Genomic DNA, 16434 nt, shown 5'->3' on the forward strand with positions numbered 1-16434 from the left:
ACTCCTAGGCATCATTTTTTTGGGGGCTAGTACGGAAAAGAAAAGAGTCGGTACACTGCGGTGCGAATTTTCTCGGGGTTTGCCATGAATCTGACTGACGCCACGCTGGTGCTGCTGCTTGCGGCACGTATCCATGGGACAGACGAAGCCGTCAGAGCCTCGGCGAAGAGCGTGGTCAAGAAGTTGCCGCGCAGTAAGCGCGATCTGATCTACAAGGTGATCGACAGCCGGAGTCCCCTCGAACTAGTGGATTTTCTGGCGCAGAACCTGGATACGGAATGACAAGCTGCTGGTGTGCGCGCCTCTCTTGTTCTTTGCGTCAGGGTCCCGCGGCATGGAGCCTTTCTTCTGAGCATAAAAAGGGCTCAACTCGCGTTGGGCCCTGTGAAGCGTTTGCAGTGGTGAGATAACGATCAAGCTCCATCGTTCATGCAAGGCGAGTCATCCAAGACCGCCTGCTTCAGTTGCTGCTCCAGGTTGAGTACATACTCCGAGGCGCTGCGGGCGTGGCCACTTGCGCGGAAGATCGCACGTTTGTCAGCCTTGAGCAGGCCGAGCCAGGAGTCGATGTAGCCCTCGTGCCGAAGCTCTCCCTGTATGCCGGTATAGGCACATAAAAACGCAGCGCCCATTTCGGCGATCAACTCTTCAAACGCGTAGCCTGGTGAGCCGTAGGGACAGGCTGACGTCACGCCTTCGCGCTGTAACCGAGCGTGATGCCCGGTCCAGTGCGTCAGCTCATGCAGTGCGGTGGCGTAGTACCCACCTTCATCGTGAAATTGTGCTTTTGTCGGCAGTTGGATGAGATCCCTGATCGGGTGGTAAAAGGCTTCGTCGGCAGATCGATGAACGATCTGTGCACCCGAACTTAACAGCAGATTTTCCGCAGCGCCGTTGGGGAGGAAGGGATCGCTCGGCTCCGTCTCGAGCACGGTTTCGTTGAGCGTTTCGAGCCCTTCCGTTTGCTCGATGTTGAACAGAAGATGCGTCCTGAGAATGCCAAAGTGAGCGACCTTGGGCTGACCGTTCTCATCAAGTACGGGTTGGCCTGATTCGGTCTGTTCCTCGTGTTCCATCGGTTTGTAGAGCACTGCCAGGGTGCTGTGCTCACCCTTCCGGATGTGCCCGCCGGCTTTTTTGGCTTGGTTGAAGGTTAGCCAACGGTCTTGAGTGAACCCCTGCAATCGGGCCTCGGCCCAGAGCAACGGTAAATTGATGCCCGAATAGGGGCGCTGCGTGATGGCGTTGATGGGATAGGGCTGGTGATGAGCGACGTCAGTTGAGCCATTTGAGGACCAGGGTTTGATCCAGGGCGCTACGCCTTGGTCTAACGCGGCAACAATTTTGTCAGTCACGTCTTGGTAGATATTACGCATGGCATTTTCCTCGAGAGAAAGCGGAGGAACGCCTTGCCCGTCGGGGAGGGTTCCCTGGTGGGTGTTGATTGGATTGGTGCAGGACTGCGTATAGCCTGAGTTGGATCGGTGGCCGGGTATGGCCGTTTGCGTTTAGCGTTGCTGCTCTTCCGCAAGCGCTATCAGCAAGGCGTTAGGTTGGTCTGATGCCTGAAGCAGGCTGAGGCTCAGTCGCAGTAATGGCTCATGATCTGCATCACTCGCTGAGCCGAACTTGGCTACCTCGAACACCACGTAGGGTGTGTTTGGATCGGCCAGGTGAGCTTTGAAGGCTGCGCGTACGACGTTGCTCAGCCTATCGAGCTGCAGCTTTTCAGGATGACTTGAACCATCGAGCAATACTGCGTGTTGCCACGCGTCTGGAGTGAACACAACGGGCAAGCGCAGGGTGTTCAGTGCTTCGCTTGTGAGTGAGTCGGACATGGTGTGCCTCCGTTGGTAGCGCGAAGAAACCTGTCCCATAGGGGAAAGAATTCCCCGTGGTGGGTTGAAGAAAAACAAAAGGGTTTGGGACGAGCCGAGCTCGAAAGACGCTCGGGAGAGCAGTAGACGTTCATCACCGTGTAGCGTGACCGTGCGAGCCACCGAACGCTAATCGCACTTGGGGGGAGCCATCACCGGAGTGACGTAGCTTTGAAGGCTCTGGCTACCTGGGAAGGTGCTGTCGATAACAGCGATCCGTACCCTCTATGTAGCTGGATTATATGGATGGGTCAACGGCCATAGAGGCACAGGTGCACGAGCTGCGTCTTCTGTCTTCCAGTGAAGAGTTTTCGCCCGAGCAAGCTGATAAACGGTTAAGCATGGGCGATTTTCAGTAGTAGTCTGTAATCTCGATTTCCACAGGAACACGCTCAGAAGAGGGCGCAACCATGCCGGCTCAGCAGCCACTTCAAATCTCCCGCGCACACCGCTGGGCATATGCATGCGGTATGTTCGCCAAACGTGGTTATCGCAGGTTGAAAGGGTTTGAGTCTCGTGTGGCCAAGCGTGCAGTGACGGCAGGTTTGCCTGCGGGTAATTTACTCGTTCGCGGGATCTTTCTGCTTGCCCAGGTGGCCCTGTTCGGAGCACTTCTTTTTGTTAGCTTTTGGTTGTTTCTGCTGGTATGCACATTCGTCGCATTAGCAGCTATCCCAGTTCAAGATTCAGACACTCCAGATATTGATGATATCGATGATCCGATTCACAGAGCGTCTTGGCCTGAGCGGTACGATAAATGGGGTTCACTGAAGTAGCCTCCCTGGTTATTTTGAGCCCGATTTACCTGAAACCATTCTTGCTCCGCTCATCAACTGAGAGGTTCCGTTAGAACTCGCTGTCTGCGCAGCCTGGGTTCCCCGGCTGAGCATTCCTTCTACACCCGAACCTACGCTATACCCAGCCCAGCTCATTGCGGCTAGAAAGACCATCGGCAGTACGATGAACATCGCCCCCATCACATACTCTATCACCTGCGCCGTGACGGTTCCGTCCATAAAGCCGGATGTGGGCAGCGACAGCAGCACCTGATTGGACGCCGACACTTGGTTGTACAAGGTATCGAGCATGCTGGAGTCGACCCAGCGGCCTAACTCCCACCAGAAGGTCAGCATGTGCAGCGTGAACAGCGTGAACGTGACCGTCATGACGGTTTTTAGCTGGTAGGCACTGACGAGTAGGATCAGTGGCAGGCTGATGATGACGCCCATGATCAGGAAAGCCTGCACCATCGGCAGGGCAGCGCGTAGTGCATTCATTGCCGGGAAGTTGCTGAACGAGCCAAGGGCCAGCCCAGTGTTGGTGGCCAGGTTATTGAGCCCCTGATTGATCGACCCACCGCGAGCACTGGAGCCATAGTCCTGGTACACCTGTCCGGGCGACATGGACATCGATTGTTGGCGTGGGCTGACCAGTTCGCGCAGGGTGGCATCCTCGATCTCGTTGCTTGAGCGGCCAGTCAACCAGCCTTTCAGCTGGGTCAGCAGCGAAGGATCGACTTGCTCGATCAAGCGCGCTCGCAACCCGATACCGCTATCACTCCACCACTGTTTGCAAGTGGGGTAGCCTGCGCCATTCTCCAGCCGTGGCAATGAAACATCGCGGGTTTCATCATAGGGCCAGCTGACACGCGGTGTCCGTGAGCGATCGGTGTCGTAGTAGCCCGGAGTGTCGAGAAAATAGCTTGAGCCGACCCAGGACGCATCATGACTTTGTGCCTTGTCCAACTGCGGGCGATTGGTGAACAGCCGAGAGCGGGAATAGCCGTAGCAGTCGCGAGTAAAATCGGCGACTTCCTGTAGCAACACTTGGTTATCAATGCGAGAACTGTCGATCTCCATGCGCATCTGTCGGATGTCCGGTGCGCAGGGAATGGAGGCGGTGGCCGCTGCGGTCACTCCTTTACTCAAGGCGTGCACCAGAAACCACCAGATTGGCACATTGGCAGAGCGTTCTCCGATGGTGTTGAAAGTGGTACCCCAGGCGGTTTCCGCTGGCTTGGCCACGCTGACACCGCAGCGTTGGCTCGCTGCATCGTCGAACGCCATTGAAGCGAGGTTTAGCGGAAAGACCGGCGCGCAGCCGAACAATACGATAATGTAGGCCAGCCAAAGCCGGTTCTCGATTCGAGGTACCGAGAGCAATCCTTTGTTTCCTTCATCCGCGCCTTGCTGACGGGCCGACAACCATTCTTGCAAGATGATTGCACCAAAGGGGGCGGCGAACAGGCCAGTATCGGACAGGACGTTCCAGATACCGTTGTTGATGATCCATGCCAGCAGGGAGAGGTAAAACTCCAGGTAGCTGTTGGTGCTCATGAGCATGGTGGTGACCTCACAATCGAGTGAGCTCGACGCAGGTAAAGAGCAAGAGCCCGAATGTCCCGGCGCGTTTCACGCGCAGTCGGTCCTGTGGTCGATGTCGGTAGCGCCTCAGCAGGTCGCACCAGAGTGCAAAGAGGACGCCGTAGAGCAGGGCGCGCCACAACCGCAGATAAGGCCGTATCGATTCCAAGGCTTGCTGCCAGACCTCGAAACTGCCCAGCGCAGTGCGGCCGATCCAGGCGAGCAGTGCGGCGGTCAGGATCATCACTGCTGCAACCCAGAGACTTGAAAGCAAAGTGAATAGCAGTGAGCGTTTCATGGCTCACTTGCGCCTGGCGTCAGCGTCGTTGAGTCGGCCAGGTTCAGGGTCGCCTTGCTCGACGGTACGCGACGCATCAGCACCTCCGGCATGTCGATCGAGTGCAAGGCTGGCGGTATTGGTAGCCAACATTTGTCGGACCTGCAGCTCAGTCTGCAGTAGGCGTATTTCACGCTCCAGCGTGTCGAGGTTTTTCGTCAAGGCCGTTTGGGCCGGTTCGGCGGAAGCGATGTTAGGTTCGTGGCTGCCTGCCAGCAGCGTGCGTAATAGCAGGAGCGCTTTGTCGAGTACGCTGGACAGGGCCGTCTCACTGGCCAGGCGCCGCGCCAGGAGTTCCTGATCAGGATCGTCGCGCAGGGCTTCGATCACACCACGGGTCACCGGCAGCATCGGGCTGGAGGCTTTGCCCAGATTGTCAGGGTTCGGCGGCAGAGATCCGGACAGCAATCCTTGCAGGGTCTTGAGATGGTCACCGTAGGCCTCCTGGATCAGCGGCGTCAGTCCGTTGCCAGCGGTAGCCCGCAGAGTCTCGCAGGTGTCGCAGGTTGCGACTTCGGTCTCGCCCAACACTCGAACAGCCCATTCGGATTCCTCTTGGGGTGAGGTCCATGCCTGGCAAATAGCGCCGCCCAGGCAATCACTGCTACTGATCGAGGCGCTGTCATCCACGGACCGGTTATGCAGCAGGTTGTAGCCCGCGCGCACCACATCGGAGGTTGCCCGGATGGGTGTTTGTCCGCTACCTCCAGCCTTCTGCCCGCCGACCCATGACACCCCATTGTTGCCGTTACGGGCCTCGGTGTTTTTCACCGCGGCCACCGCATCACCGCCGGTTTGTTCGAGGTTGCCCTGCATTTCCTGGTTCTTGGCCAATGCGCCCCAGCCGGCTTGACCGACCTTGTCCGCCATCTTCTCAGCCATGGCCTGGCAGGTCAGCTTAGAACGGTCGAAGTCGATACGCCCCTGCATCACTCCGTTGCTCAACAACTCATAGAGACCCGGGTTGGCACGCTGGATGATCAACGCCGGCAGCGACATCACTGCTTGGGTCGCGTTCTGCACAATGCTGCCCATGATCTGCTGGAACCCTTCGGTGACGCCGTTAAACTGGTTTTGCAGGGTGTTGGTGAGGCTCATGTTTCCGCACATCATGTTCGCTTGCCAGGATCCGCCGACACCGAGCCCGTTGGGGCGATAGAGCGAGCTCGGCGAGCCCGCTGCCGAGCCGCCACCGATGGTGTACATCACCCGGTCGTCGAGCACTTCGCCTTGAGTGCCTAGACGGTAATCGTCCTCGGCGGCGTGGGCGTGCGTGGCCACGGCGAGCAGTCCGCAGAGCAACAAACTCATCGGGCCCAACCATGGTCCTGCAAGAAGCCGCCTCATGAAGCACCACCTTCGAAGTCGATGCTGAACAGGAAGGTCTGTCCCTCACGCTTGCAGCAGCTATAAGGACGCCACAGCGACCAGGCGTAGCCTCCATCCGCGCTCTGCACCGGATCGCTGGGGAAGATGGCACATGTGGGTTGAACCACGGGAGAGAGCAATTGCCATTTGTGGGTCGAAGCGTCGTTTTCAACGATTGGGCCAGGCGGCCAATAACCATCGCGTGGTACGGGTGTGAGCGGGACATACACGTGCGGTTGCCAGTTGCGGGTAATGACGTCACCCGCTCGCTGCGCCATCACCGCAGCGGCTTTGAAGTCGTCGGGTTGCACCAAAAATCCTTGCCGGGGATAGACGTTGCCCCACATGTTGCTCGCGAGCTGACGACCGGTTTCACGGATCCCGGGCACAAGCGACTCGGGGTAAAGGCTTTCCGGGATGCCATGACGCCAGGCCAGTGAGTCCAAAGTGCTCAGGTAATAGGGCATGAACGCAGTGGCGCCGCTGGCGCAGGCGTAGCCGGATTGCGAGGCCAGTTGCGTGGCGGCCCAGCCACCTGGATGACCGATGGCATCAACGTTTTTGAAACGAGGCAGATTATCGCGCAGGGTGTTCGGCGTGATCAGGTTACCGCCTCCTTCCGCACCACTGATAGGAGAGGATAGGGTGGCCGTCTCGGTCCAAGGATTGGCACCGGTGGTGGCATAGCTCGAGACCACCAGCTCAGGAATGAAGTGACGAACCTTGGTTGAGGTTTTAACCGTGCAGCCGAAGGGGGTGCAGAGCAACCAAAAGCAGATGCCGACGACTCTGTACTCGAGGCAGTCTGGAGAAAGTACGGAGGCGGTAATGTTGCCGGTATCCAGCGCTACGCTTGACCCGGATGCCAGCAGAATGCTCAGCACCAAAGGATGCAACTTCTGGGGCGAAATGTGCGGGCAGGCAGCAGACATGATCCAGGCTCTGAGTGTATGGCCTAGACAGGTTCAATAATCGAGAGAGGGGTGTCAGTGAGAAAACCGAACGTAGGATCGTCGGTTTACAACGATTTTCTAGATCAGCAGAGGATCATTCAGCGTTCAGCGTACGAGCAAGCGCGTCAGACTCGATGAGCAACTGATCCGTCTTGATCTCGAAAATGTTGGCGAGTTTGCAGAGGACCAGTAACGACGGGTTGCCTACCCCTCGTTCGATTTGACTCACGTAGGTACGATCCACCTCGGCCATGAGCGCCAGTTGCTCTTGGGTAAGGTTCTTCACACGTCGCATCGAGCGGATATTTTCCGCCAGTTGCAGACGGAGCTGTTCGTAGTCTTGAGTCATGCGCGCAAACTGCGCCTTGAGGGACTCTCAATCCACGGGATATAGTCTACATGGCTCTAATTCGGGCGCTTTTTTGATGCTTAAGCGAAGTGCCAGTTTTGTTTCTATGCTGCTTGGGACAGACCCAGCATTAATAATTAAATCGAAAGCTAAGGTGTCTATGGACGAAAATTACGTTTCAATTCCGGCTGCGGACGGCTGCCCGAGTCTTTTGACGCCGTGGGGCAGTGAATACGCGCCCATGATCGATCGTGGCGTGCAATGCGCCCAGGCCTGGCTCAATACACCTGGTGACGTACCGCTGTGGTGGGAATTGGCGCAGGCACGTAAGACTTTTCCGGCAGGAGACTCTCAGGATGCTTTTGAAGCAGGGTTTTTATTGAGAGTTCAACAACGGCTTCAAGGCGTTTCCCCTTAGTCGTGCGGCTCCAACCCTGACGATATGGCTCGTAGACGAAACTTTACTGGAAGGTATGGTTCCAGACACCATTCCTCTAGAATGGAGGTCTGACGGAAGTAGCGTTGTGCTGTTACAAACAGACTACGTAGCTAGGATTCTGGTAAGTGCAGATATCTGCACGCTCTGAGAACGTGGAGCTCGATATGAAAGCCGAACAAGTGTTGAGTGATGATCTGGTGAGCCGACTGGAGGGTAAAATTCCAGCCATGGCTGAAGGTGCGATCAATACGGCCTATATCAACGCGCTGGCGGCCGGACGCAGCGTGATGGAAGTCATGGACGGCATGCTCGTTGAGACGACTGCTGATGGTAAGCACAAGGTTATTCGAGTGGCCAAGCCCAAGCATAAAGTGACCGTGGGCGGCATTATCAAGGTGCGTCGCTGCTCATGACAGTTCCTCGGCTGAGGATGTTTGCCGGTCCTAACGGTTCCGGCAAAAGCACGATGAAGAGTGCCGTCCCTTCCCACCTGATCGGCATCTATATCAACCCGGATGAAATCGAAAAGGCTGCCAAAGAGGGCGGGCGTCTGGAATTCAGCGATTTTCAGCTGGAAACCGAAGGTGATGAGGTTCTCGGTTTTATCAAGGCGCATCACCTGATCCGGTCGGCCCAGCTTGGTGAAGAGGCGGCCAAAATAGACTTCAGCAGCAACGGCCTGAATTTTCAGACCGTGGCAATGAATTCCTATTTTGCTTCCGTGCTCTCTGATTTCATCCGGCACAAGCTCCTCGAAGCCCAATTGTCGTTCACCTTCGAAACGGTGATGTCTAGCGAGGACAAAATCGCTTTTATGCTCAAGGCAAGAGCGTCGGGATATCGCACCTACCTATATTTTGTCGCCACTGAAGACCCGGATATCAATATCAATAGGGTCAAGAACCGTGTTGCAGCTGGTGGGCATCCAGTGCCGACCGAAAAAATTGTCCAGCGCTACGGTCGCTGTCTGTACCTGTTACCAGCGGCCATTGCAGCCTCTAACCGGGCCTACATCTTTGATAACTCGGGCTCGGACCTGGTGCTGCTTGCTGAAGTAACGGACGGGATTGACCTTGAATTCAGGGCTGATGAGATCCCTGACTGGTTCATGCAAGCCTACGTGGAGAAGGTGTTCAAGGATTTGCTGCCGGGTTGATCGAAACCTAGGATCAGCTCCGTTTCACTTAATTCCTCGCATCCTATCGATCCGTTCAGCTACCCGGTAAGCCGCCTCCAATTCCGAGCAGCCGGTGCTCTGCATCAGTGTCCAGCGTTCGGCTTTTTCCTCGGGCTCCGTCATGGCCAGGGCGAGATAAAGACTGGGCGGCACGGCCCGAAACAGCGTTTCGAGCTTCTTCGACAGAACAACCCCTTCGGTGAATTTACCCGGTTCCTTGCTGGCGGAGAGCAACAAGGCTTTTTGCGCCGGTGAAAGCTTCTTGAACCGCGCGATGTCTTCAATCTCCGCTGGCGGCATGTTCAAACAGATCCACCATTCGATCATGTTGAGCATCGTCTGTGCAGCCGTGGGAAAGTCGGCAAGATTTTGTGTGGCCAGCCAGAACCAGGCGCCGAGCTTGCGCCACATCTTCGTGCCCTTGACCACGAACGGTGCCAGCAACGGGTTCTTGGTGATGATATGGCCTTCGTCGGTGACCATGATGATCGGTCGGCCCAGGTACTGATCGCGCTCGGCGAGATTGTTCACGGTGTTCATCAGGCTGATGTAGCTAATGGACATCTGGGCTTCGTAACCTTCACGAGCATAGGTGGCCAGGTCGACGATGGTCACATCGCTCTCGGGCCAAGGCGTGCCCTCGCGATTGAACAGTTCACCCTCGAAACCCTGACAGAACAGATCGATGGACTCGCCCATTTCCTGGGCACGCTCGCGACGTTTTTCTGGTAAGTGCGGGTCGGCGGCGACTCGCAGCAACGCGTCGCGCACGTCGCGGGTCAGCACCTGGCGGTTCGCTGCGACACAGGTCTGCGCCGCATCTAGAATGCACTCGCGAATCAGGCTGCGATCAGCTCGACTCAGGCGCGCCTCTTCCTTGGCCTCGCCGCCGGTAATCATCAGGCGAGCGGTGATTTCCAATTCGCCGAGCACATCGCGCTGGTCTTCGCGACTGGCTACCGCCTCATCGTCCAGCTCATCGATCGAAAGACTAGCCACCTCATCCGGCTGCTCGACCAGGCGCCAGGCATCGGCGAATGGGGAGAGACTGACCGAGGCGTCAGGTTTCAATTGGACTTTATTGACCGACAGGCCCTGCGTTGCGAAGTAGTCGCCCTGCAAGCCGAATGAGTTACCGGCCTCAACAATAAACAGGCGAGGGCGGTACACCGCCATGACCTGCATCAGCAGGGTGACCAGGGTGGCCGACTTACCGGCGCCGGTCGGCCCGAACAAAAGCAGATGGCCGTTCATGGCCCGGTCTAGGCGTGACAACGGATCAAAGGTCAACGGTGAGCCACCACGATTGAATAGAGTGATGCCGGGGTTGCCGGTGCCGGTGCTGCGTCCCCACACCGGAACCAGGTTCGCCAGGTGCTGGGCGAACATCAGCCGCGTGTACCAGTTGCGCGTGTCGCGGGCCGGGTTGTAAACCATCGGCAACCAACGCAGGTAGCTGTTGCAGGCGGCGACCTCATCGCCTTCACGTACCGGTTGCAGCCCCGCGACCAATAGCGCGTTGGCAAGGCTGACCGAGCGCTGGTGCAATTGCTGTTCATCGTGACCGCGCACATAGAACGCCAGGGTGCCGCGGTACAGCTTGTGCTGGCGACCGATGATCGCGCGAGCCTCTTCGACATCCTGACGGGTCTGGGTCGAGGCCAGGTTTTCACCGATGGCTTTGCGCGCCAATCGGTTTAACTGGTCTTCGAGCACATCCTGCGGCTTGACCTCCAAGGTCAGACTCATCACCGTGCCTTCGGGTAACTGGTCGAATAGGGCATTGGTTGCATCACCCTTACGGGTTTCTCCGGTGAGTTGACCAATCGACGGTGCCCGTCGCAGTTTGTCCACCACCATGACCCGATGGGGTTGCCCATCGAAGTACCAGAGTCCCCGTTGCACATCCGAACACGGTTCGTTGAAGAACAACCGTTCGGCGAAGTCGTGATCGAAGGGTAATTCCAGCGACTCGCCATCAGCAGGCTCCGGATAGGCAACACGTTGGTAAAAGCCCTCGGGCGTTTCATCCGTGAGCCTGGGCGCCGGATTGAACCAGGGCAATAACCAGGCATACAAACCGCGGCCATCAACGCGTGCCGATTGCACGCCGCACGCCTGCAACGAAGCCGCAATACGTTCGCAAGCCTGCTGCAGGGATTGCACAGGGCTGAGTCCCGTCTCGTCGGCGCCAGACTCAAGCCAGCGATAGACCACCAGGCGCACCCGGCGGTTATTGCCACGCCAGCGTAGGCGTGCCACCACCTTATCCTCGAACAGCCCGGCGGGCTTGGCGATGACCTGCAGATGACGGCGGGTGAGTTCCAAGTATGCCTCGGTGAAGATCGTGCCTCGGGCGCTGTCCTGAATATAATCGGTGAGACGCGTCAGGTAGGGGGTGAAGTCGTTGTCGTCCTGGCAGAAAAACTGCGCCACCCACGGCGCTTGATCCAGTTCGTCAAAGCTATCCTGCAGGGCGCCTTCGAGGGCATTGCGGGCGGCTATCAGCCAATCGGGTTCGCGCCCTTCAGTGCCGATGGGTAGCAACTCGAACACCGCGCCCACCGAACGATTGTCATCCAGCAGAAAACACTGCTCGTTGTCGAGGTATTCGACCCAAGGCAGGTGATCGGTGAAGCTGGGGTTGTGTGCATAGAGTGCGGCGTCATCGGCCAACGTGGCGCGAGGACGTAATGGGTTGCGCCAGGCTTTCCACGCGCCAGTGCGGTGACCCGAATCGCCGCTACGCATTACAAGTCTTCCTGACGTTCACCCGGCAATGCGTATTGCACCCGTTGGTAGAGCGGGAAGACGGTCGAGTAACCTGGGATCGGTGCCTGCTCGGTACCACTCAGGTGCGGATACACGTACAGCACCAGATCGGGATTGGGCAGGCGAGGGAACAGGTTGCGGATCTCGTTCGCCGCAGTGCGCGTGTACGGTTCCTGGAGAGAATCGGAGAAATCCACCTGAGCCAACGGACGGCGTAACTGCTGCCGAGCATCCAACAGTTGCTGCTGAGTGCCTTGCGACCCGGCACCGTTCCAGATGTCCAGCATGGTTTGCTCGCCATGGGGCAGCAGAGTCTCCTTGTCAGTGGAACACCCTGTCAGGACCAAGGAAAACACGCTAATCCAGGTCATGCAGAGAAACGTGGACTTTTTCATGGCGAACACTCCGGCCCTTGGGCTCGTAGTCGATGGTGATCTCCTGGTCGAGGTGTAGCGCGACTTGGGCGGACGGTGGCACGTACACGGCAGCAAAGGTCTCGCCATAGAGTTTGTTGATCCACTCACGGATGTCGCTGACCCCACCACTTAGAATTGAATTCAGCGCGCTATTGCCGCCGCTGCTGGTGACCCCGAGCGTACTGCCGCCCGAACTAATCACGCTGCTGTTGTTCTGCTCATCCCCGAGCAAGGCGGCGACACCGGCGCCGGCGGCAGTGATCAAACTCTGGCTGCCGAGGTACTGTTGAGCGTTTGAGCGGCGCTCGCCAGCAATGCAAGGAATGCCATACGGATCGGACAGATAACCGAGCCCGCCACGGATCTTGTCGGTGTTCGAGCTCTGGGCGGTGGAGGCATTGCGGCTGGCGACTGCCTTCGGCTGAGGGACCGTGCGAATACTGCCGTCGGTAAACACAAAGGTAATTGACTCGACCTGTCCGCGTACGCACGACAGGGTCCAGTCGCCGGAGGCTGTACCACTCATCACGGCCCCTGCGACGTCCGGCAGGTCGATGCCGTTGGCTGTCAGGTTCTCCGGACCGACCAGCACCTTAAAGGGGTAGGGATCATTCACTGTACCGTCCACCGGGACTCGGCCGATCAGTGCAGTCATGGCGACCGAGCCCATCAATGTCGCGTTTTCGGGAATGGTGTAGACCGGTTTCGCGCCTTCGGCACGATCGACGGGTCGCGGCAGGTCGCGCTTATTGTTGGTGACTGCACCTAGCGGCTTCTGGCTGCGATCAATAACGTTGTCTTTCAAATCTTCCAATGAGTCGAAGGCGGTAGGCAGACTTAGTGCGGAGGAGGTCTTGGTCTTGGTTTTGTCTCGGGTGCCGGTGGACGGTGCATCCGAGGGCTCAATCCACTGCAGCGCATCATCGGCAGAATGCTGCCCTTCGAACTGAACACCGTCGCCTGGCTCAAGCCCCAATCCGATCGGCATCTCTTTGCTTTTGCCGGTTAGCCCCGACAACTGTTCTTGCAATTGCGTCAGCAGCCCACGGGCTTGGCGACTGTCTTGTTCCGCTTTAAGTCGAGCCTCGTTGGCTTGTCGGCGGCCTTCGTCGACCTGCTGGGTCACGCTGCCAAGCGCGGTCTGGATACGCGAATCAACGCTGTTTTCCCGCTCGCGCAGGCGGTTGTTCTCCGTCTGCAGCGAATCGTTATGTTTCTTCAAGCCGAGCATGTCGCTGCGCATGGCCTTCACCTGGCCGACGAGGGTGGCAACCGTATCGCGTGGGGTATCGCCAGCAATGCCGAGCGACTTGGCTTGCTCGGCGGATAACTGAAGATTGCCTTGATCAATCGGCTTCTCAGGAGAAGAACTGCTGCCATCTGCGACCCAGGTTTTCAGGATGATAACCACCACGGCCAGCAGCGCTGCCGGTACCAACCATTTGAGCAAGGCATTAGCTTTCATCGTCAGCACCTCGCGCAACGGGCGGCAACAGCACGGCTTGCTCAAGGCCGGCACCGCGGGTGACAAGGTAGACGATCGTGGTGTCTTCAGCGCTGCCAACAGGTCCAAGGAAAACATGCTGGAATGTCACGGCGAACAGCTTGGCCTGAAGCCGACGCGGGTCGAGTTGCACAGTCTCTGAACTACGATTGCACAATTTCACCGCCGTTACCCAGTAGTCACCGAGTCGCCAGGCGGCGATGGGTGTGCTGGACACGTTTTCTGTCGGCAGCAGGGGCGGCAGTTCAGCGCCCAACTTGAACGGGACGCGCCGTATGCCGGGCAGAGGCTCAACGGTGCGTAGAGGTGCGTACAGGCTTTGCGCGGCGTAGCGCGTCAAAGCGACCGGGATCGGCGTACGTTCTGGAACAGGGGCGGTGCTGGATTCAGTCTCAGTAGCCTGCACCGGAGCATTCTTGATAATACGCACGGGTTCCAGCGGTTGGTCGCCAGGCGTGGCTGCAATGTCCAATAGGATGATCTCGCCCGTCGCGACCGATTGCAGTTGTAATCGGGTAGGTGCAATGGCTTCTGACGCGCGCAGGTACAGCGTGCCGCCGGTAGATTGCACGCGCAGCTTGCCGGTCAGAGTTGAGGGCACACCGACTCGAACATCTTCGTCGACAAAGACCACCCGCTCTTGATTGATCACCAGTGGGACCGCGAGGGGGAGTCGTTCCCAGTGCATCAGTTCGACAGCCTGTGCCGCAGCTCCCCCTAGCAACAGTGCGACGGTGAGTCCCAGGGTAGGCATCCGCTTCATGGCTCACCTCCAGGCAGGGAGATTTTTTGTGGAGTACCCTGATAACAATCCAGCGCCAGTCCCCACTTGTTGCGCTCGGGATCCAGGTCGAAACGCACCACGCGTAATGGATATCGCACCACCACCCGTTTTACCGGTTCGGCGGCGTAATACTCATCGGCGTTGAGGTCGAGCTTGACCAGCCAGCTATCGCGATCGAGTTGCTTGACTCTGAGTTCGGGATCTTCGCTGTAGCCTCGGCCCAGTATTTCGTAGACGCCACGTACCCTTTGGCGCAGCTCGCCGGCGGCCTTGCGGTACTCGTAGTCGCCCTCGAGGAAGGCCTTGCAGCCGGGTGTCAGGTAGGACTGCAAGCTGTAGATAGCGCGGCGGTAATCCTGTTCGCCATCCGAAGGCCAGCGGTTAAGTTGACCGAAGATGTATAGGGCGAAGGCATAGACATTTTCTGATGGGATGTCCCACCACTTGCGCGTGCTGCCCGAGCGCAGATCCGGGGGGACATGCACTGTCAGATCGGTCGGTGCCGAACGCCAGCCATACCAGAGTCCGACACAGAGCAGAGCAAGGATCATTACTGCCAGACGTAAACTGAAGATATGGGCCTGTTGGGCATCCACCTTGTTCCGAAATCGGCTCATGACTGCCACCGGGACAGGGCTGGGCGCGGTCGACGCGAACGGCGAACCGTCCAGGCGCCGGAGTGAAGGATTAAACTCCCGCGACCCAGGCGCGAACGACTGGCCAGTATCCATTCGAGCTTGCGGTACAACCAGGTCTCTGGCCGGGCCCGTTTGGCTCGACGCAGTAGCGTGCCACCGACAAATAACACCACCGCCATGCCCCCGATCATGCTGGTGGGCGCCACGGCAATGGACGCGGTGGCGATCGCCAGAGGAACGCCCAGCATCAGGCCAACGACGGCGCCAGTACCGAGTGCTACCCACATCTCATCATTGGTCAAGCCGCGCAATACGGCCGGATCACGATTGAGTCGCTCAGGCAGAAAGACCAAGGTGCCGTCGGCAAGGCGTTCGATAGTGTCGTTCATGTCAATCTCACAGAATCGCGGCAGCCTTGGTCAGGAACCAGATAATAATCACCACCAGCAGGGCACCGATGCCGACCACTGCCCCCAAATCCTTCCAGGTCTTACGCTGGTTTTGCACGTCGGCGTATACGGTCAACGAATGCCAAGCCACACCAAGAAACGCGAGCAGGGCGATTAGCAGACCGAGCAGGATGCCGCCGTCGTAGGCGTAGTTTTTGATCGTCTCGATCAGCCCGGAACCTTCGCCACGTGACGGAGCCTCCATGGTCGGGAGTTCGGCAAAAGCCAGGCTTGGACCAAGTACTAGCAGCAGACCGATCAAGCGCTGGCTTGCACCATCACGGAGATTGTTTTTTAGGGGGGCAAGGCACTTGAGCATGGCGACGATCTCCTGGATTAGGACAGGGTGAAGAACATCAGTACGAGCAGGGCGAGCAAGACGCGCGCGGCGCTGCCGCCAAAGGCTCCAAAGCGCAAACTGCCGGCGGCCCAACCCCGGTAAGCCGTCCACATCACCCAGGCACACCACAGCAAAGCCAGGACGAGAACCAAGGACAGCCAGAGCGTCGAACTGCTTTGCGGTGAGAAGCCGGAGGCGTTTTGGAACGCAGCGGTTTGAGCGTCAGTCATGCTCATGGCAAAGGCTCCGCTGGCGGAGTGTCGAGGCGGTAATCGCCGACCAGTTCACTGGCATCACGGGGTTGAGCGCGAGAGGGGGATAGATAACTCTCTACACCCCGTCGAATTCGCTGGGTGTCTTGGATAAACTGGTGATAGTCGAACCGATAGCGCTCTTGTGCATCGGGTGTAGTTGTTAAACTCGCGCGATTCGCAAGACGCTCAATAATTTCAAATTGATTTTTGATTTGGGCCATCGCAATTTGTTCATGGCTGGGGGCCGCGCTGACACAACTAGACGATACGAATAATATGGAAATCAGAGGGCGAGGGATGTGGATTTTAGGCATGGCGATTGGCTCTGGATTCATACATGCAGGATTGTAAAAATGACCAGCTAAAGCCGCAGGTAAACTGAGACGGAGGCAATCGCTTTTAATGGCGATTGAC

21 protein-coding genes are annotated in these 16434 nt (G+C 57.8%); 5 read left to right on the forward strand and 16 right to left on the reverse strand.

The window, feature by feature from the left end; all coding sequences use genetic code 11:
* The first annotated feature begins 84 nt into the window (after positions 1-84).
* Positions 85-282: a hypothetical protein gene (locus PSEBG33_RS16665; RefSeq protein ID WP_032803416.1), complete on the forward strand. Its 198-nt coding sequence runs from the start codon at positions 85-87 to the stop codon at positions 280-282.
* Between the two features lie 131 nt (positions 283-413).
* Here the strand turns inward: PSEBG33_RS16665 and PSEBG33_RS16660 are convergent, their stop codons facing one another.
* Both PSEBG33_RS16660 and PSEBG33_RS16655 read right to left on the reverse strand, forming a co-directional pair.
* Positions 414-1376: an ArdC family protein gene (locus PSEBG33_RS16660; protein WP_005787002.1), complete on the reverse strand. Its 963-nt coding sequence runs from the start codon at positions 1374-1376 to the stop codon at positions 414-416.
* Between the two features lie 132 nt (positions 1377-1508).
* Positions 1509-1838 (reverse strand): hypothetical protein, encoded by a 330-nt coding sequence (locus tag PSEBG33_RS16655; RefSeq protein WP_005787003.1) that lies wholly within the window; start codon positions 1836-1838, stop codon positions 1509-1511.
* A gap of 449 nt (positions 1839-2287) precedes the next feature.
* Here PSEBG33_RS16655 and PSEBG33_RS28585 point away from each other — a divergent pair, with 449 nt between their 5' ends.
* Entirely contained in the window at positions 2288-2653 is a 366-nt protein-coding gene (locus tag PSEBG33_RS28585) for a DUF3742 family protein (RefSeq protein WP_005787005.1), read from the forward strand.
* 9 nt (positions 2654-2662) lie between these two features.
* Here PSEBG33_RS28585 and PSEBG33_RS16650 read toward each other — a convergent pair whose 3' ends face one another.
* The 5 genes from PSEBG33_RS16650 to PSEBG33_RS16630 form a co-directional block, all read right to left on the reverse strand.
* A complete protein-coding gene (locus PSEBG33_RS16650; protein ID WP_005787006.1) occupies positions 2663-4219 on the reverse strand; it encodes a conjugal transfer protein TraG N-terminal domain-containing protein in 1557 nt (518 codons plus the stop codon).
* 10 nt (positions 4220-4229) lie between these two features.
* Positions 4230-4538 carry a hypothetical protein gene (locus PSEBG33_RS16645; protein ID WP_005787008.1) on the reverse strand — a complete coding sequence of 103 codons (309 nt, stop codon included), beginning with the start codon at positions 4536-4538 and terminating at the stop codon, positions 4230-4232.
* 3 nt (positions 4539-4541) lie between these two features.
* On the reverse strand, positions 4542-5924 hold the full coding sequence (locus PSEBG33_RS16640; RefSeq protein ID WP_032803418.1) for an integrating conjugative element protein: 1383 nt from the start codon (positions 5922-5924) through the stop codon (positions 4542-4544).
* Entirely contained in the window at positions 5921-6877 is a 957-nt protein-coding gene (locus tag PSEBG33_RS16635; RefSeq protein ID WP_005787011.1) for a TIGR03756 family integrating conjugative element protein, read from the reverse strand. Before PSEBG33_RS16635 ends, PSEBG33_RS16640 begins: the two co-directional genes overlap by 4 nt.
* 115 nt (positions 6878-6992) lie before the next feature.
* Positions 6993-7247, reverse strand: coding sequence for a helix-turn-helix domain-containing protein (locus tag PSEBG33_RS16630; RefSeq protein WP_005787013.1), 255 nt, complete (start codon positions 7245-7247; stop codon positions 6993-6995).
* Between the two features lie 76 nt (positions 7248-7323).
* Between PSEBG33_RS16630 and PSEBG33_RS28590 the strand changes: the two genes are divergently transcribed.
* From PSEBG33_RS28590 to PSEBG33_RS16620, 3 genes are all read left to right on the forward strand, one after another.
* Positions 7324-7665 (forward strand): LasR-specific antiactivator QslA, encoded by a 342-nt coding sequence (locus tag PSEBG33_RS28590; RefSeq protein ID WP_232289416.1) that lies wholly within the window; start codon positions 7324-7326, stop codon positions 7663-7665.
* A gap of 185 nt (positions 7666-7850) precedes the next feature.
* Complete coding sequence (locus PSEBG33_RS16625; RefSeq protein WP_005787017.1) at positions 7851-8099, forward strand: hypothetical protein; 249 nt, start codon at positions 7851-7853, stop codon at positions 8097-8099.
* Complete coding sequence (locus PSEBG33_RS16620; RefSeq protein ID WP_005787019.1) at positions 8096-8842, forward strand: zeta toxin family protein; 747 nt, start codon at positions 8096-8098, stop codon at positions 8840-8842. Before PSEBG33_RS16625 ends, PSEBG33_RS16620 begins: the two co-directional genes overlap by 4 nt.
* Positions 8843-8866: 24 nt before the next feature.
* Here PSEBG33_RS16620 and PSEBG33_RS16615 read toward each other — a convergent pair whose 3' ends face one another.
* Genes PSEBG33_RS16615 through PSEBG33_RS28595 form a run of 9 tightly spaced genes read right to left on the reverse strand, consistent with a single transcriptional unit; the run spans position 8867 to position 16355 of the window.
* Complete coding sequence (locus PSEBG33_RS16615) at positions 8867-11614, reverse strand: conjugative transfer ATPase (protein WP_005787021.1); 2748 nt, start codon at positions 11612-11614, stop codon at positions 8867-8869.
* Entirely contained in the window at positions 11614-12030 is a 417-nt protein-coding gene (locus PSEBG33_RS16610; protein ID WP_032803419.1) for a TIGR03751 family conjugal transfer lipoprotein, read from the reverse strand. The genes PSEBG33_RS16615 and PSEBG33_RS16610 overlap by 1 nt, the downstream gene beginning before the upstream one ends.
* Positions 11993-13516 carry a TIGR03752 family integrating conjugative element protein gene (locus PSEBG33_RS16605; protein WP_005787025.1) on the reverse strand — a complete coding sequence of 508 codons (1524 nt, stop codon included), beginning with the start codon at positions 13514-13516 and terminating at the stop codon, positions 11993-11995. Before PSEBG33_RS16605 ends, PSEBG33_RS16610 begins: the two co-directional genes overlap by 38 nt.
* Positions 13506-14318, reverse strand: coding sequence for a TIGR03749 family integrating conjugative element protein (locus PSEBG33_RS16600; protein ID WP_005787027.1), 813 nt, complete (start codon positions 14316-14318; stop codon positions 13506-13508). The genes PSEBG33_RS16605 and PSEBG33_RS16600 overlap by 11 nt, the downstream gene beginning before the upstream one ends.
* Positions 14315-14956 carry a PFL_4703 family integrating conjugative element protein gene (locus PSEBG33_RS16595; protein WP_005787028.1) on the reverse strand — a complete coding sequence of 214 codons (642 nt, stop codon included), beginning with the start codon at positions 14954-14956 and terminating at the stop codon, positions 14315-14317. The genes PSEBG33_RS16600 and PSEBG33_RS16595 overlap by 4 nt, the downstream gene beginning before the upstream one ends.
* Positions 14953-15366 (reverse strand): TIGR03750 family conjugal transfer protein, encoded by a 414-nt coding sequence (locus PSEBG33_RS16590; RefSeq protein ID WP_005787030.1) that lies wholly within the window; start codon positions 15364-15366, stop codon positions 14953-14955. The genes PSEBG33_RS16595 and PSEBG33_RS16590 overlap by 4 nt, the downstream gene beginning before the upstream one ends.
* Positions 15367-15373: 7 nt before the next feature.
* The gene (locus PSEBG33_RS16585; protein WP_005787032.1) at positions 15374-15745 is read right to left on the reverse strand and encodes a TIGR03745 family integrating conjugative element membrane protein; all 372 of its coding nucleotides are present in this window, start codon (positions 15743-15745) and stop codon (positions 15374-15376) included.
* A gap of 17 nt (positions 15746-15762) precedes the next feature.
* Positions 15763-16002 (reverse strand): TIGR03758 family integrating conjugative element protein, encoded by a 240-nt coding sequence (locus PSEBG33_RS16580; RefSeq protein WP_005787034.1) that lies wholly within the window; start codon positions 16000-16002, stop codon positions 15763-15765.
* On the reverse strand, positions 15999-16355 hold the full coding sequence (locus PSEBG33_RS28595; protein WP_157264141.1) for an RAQPRD family integrative conjugative element protein: 357 nt from the start codon (positions 16353-16355) through the stop codon (positions 15999-16001). Before PSEBG33_RS28595 ends, PSEBG33_RS16580 begins: the two co-directional genes overlap by 4 nt.
* Positions 16356-16434: the final 79 nt, after the last annotated feature.

The organism is Pseudomonas synxantha BG33R (assembly GCF_000263715.2).
In the GTDB taxonomy this organism is placed as follows: Bacteria; Pseudomonadota; Gammaproteobacteria; order Pseudomonadales; family Pseudomonadaceae; genus Aquipseudomonas; species Aquipseudomonas synxantha_A.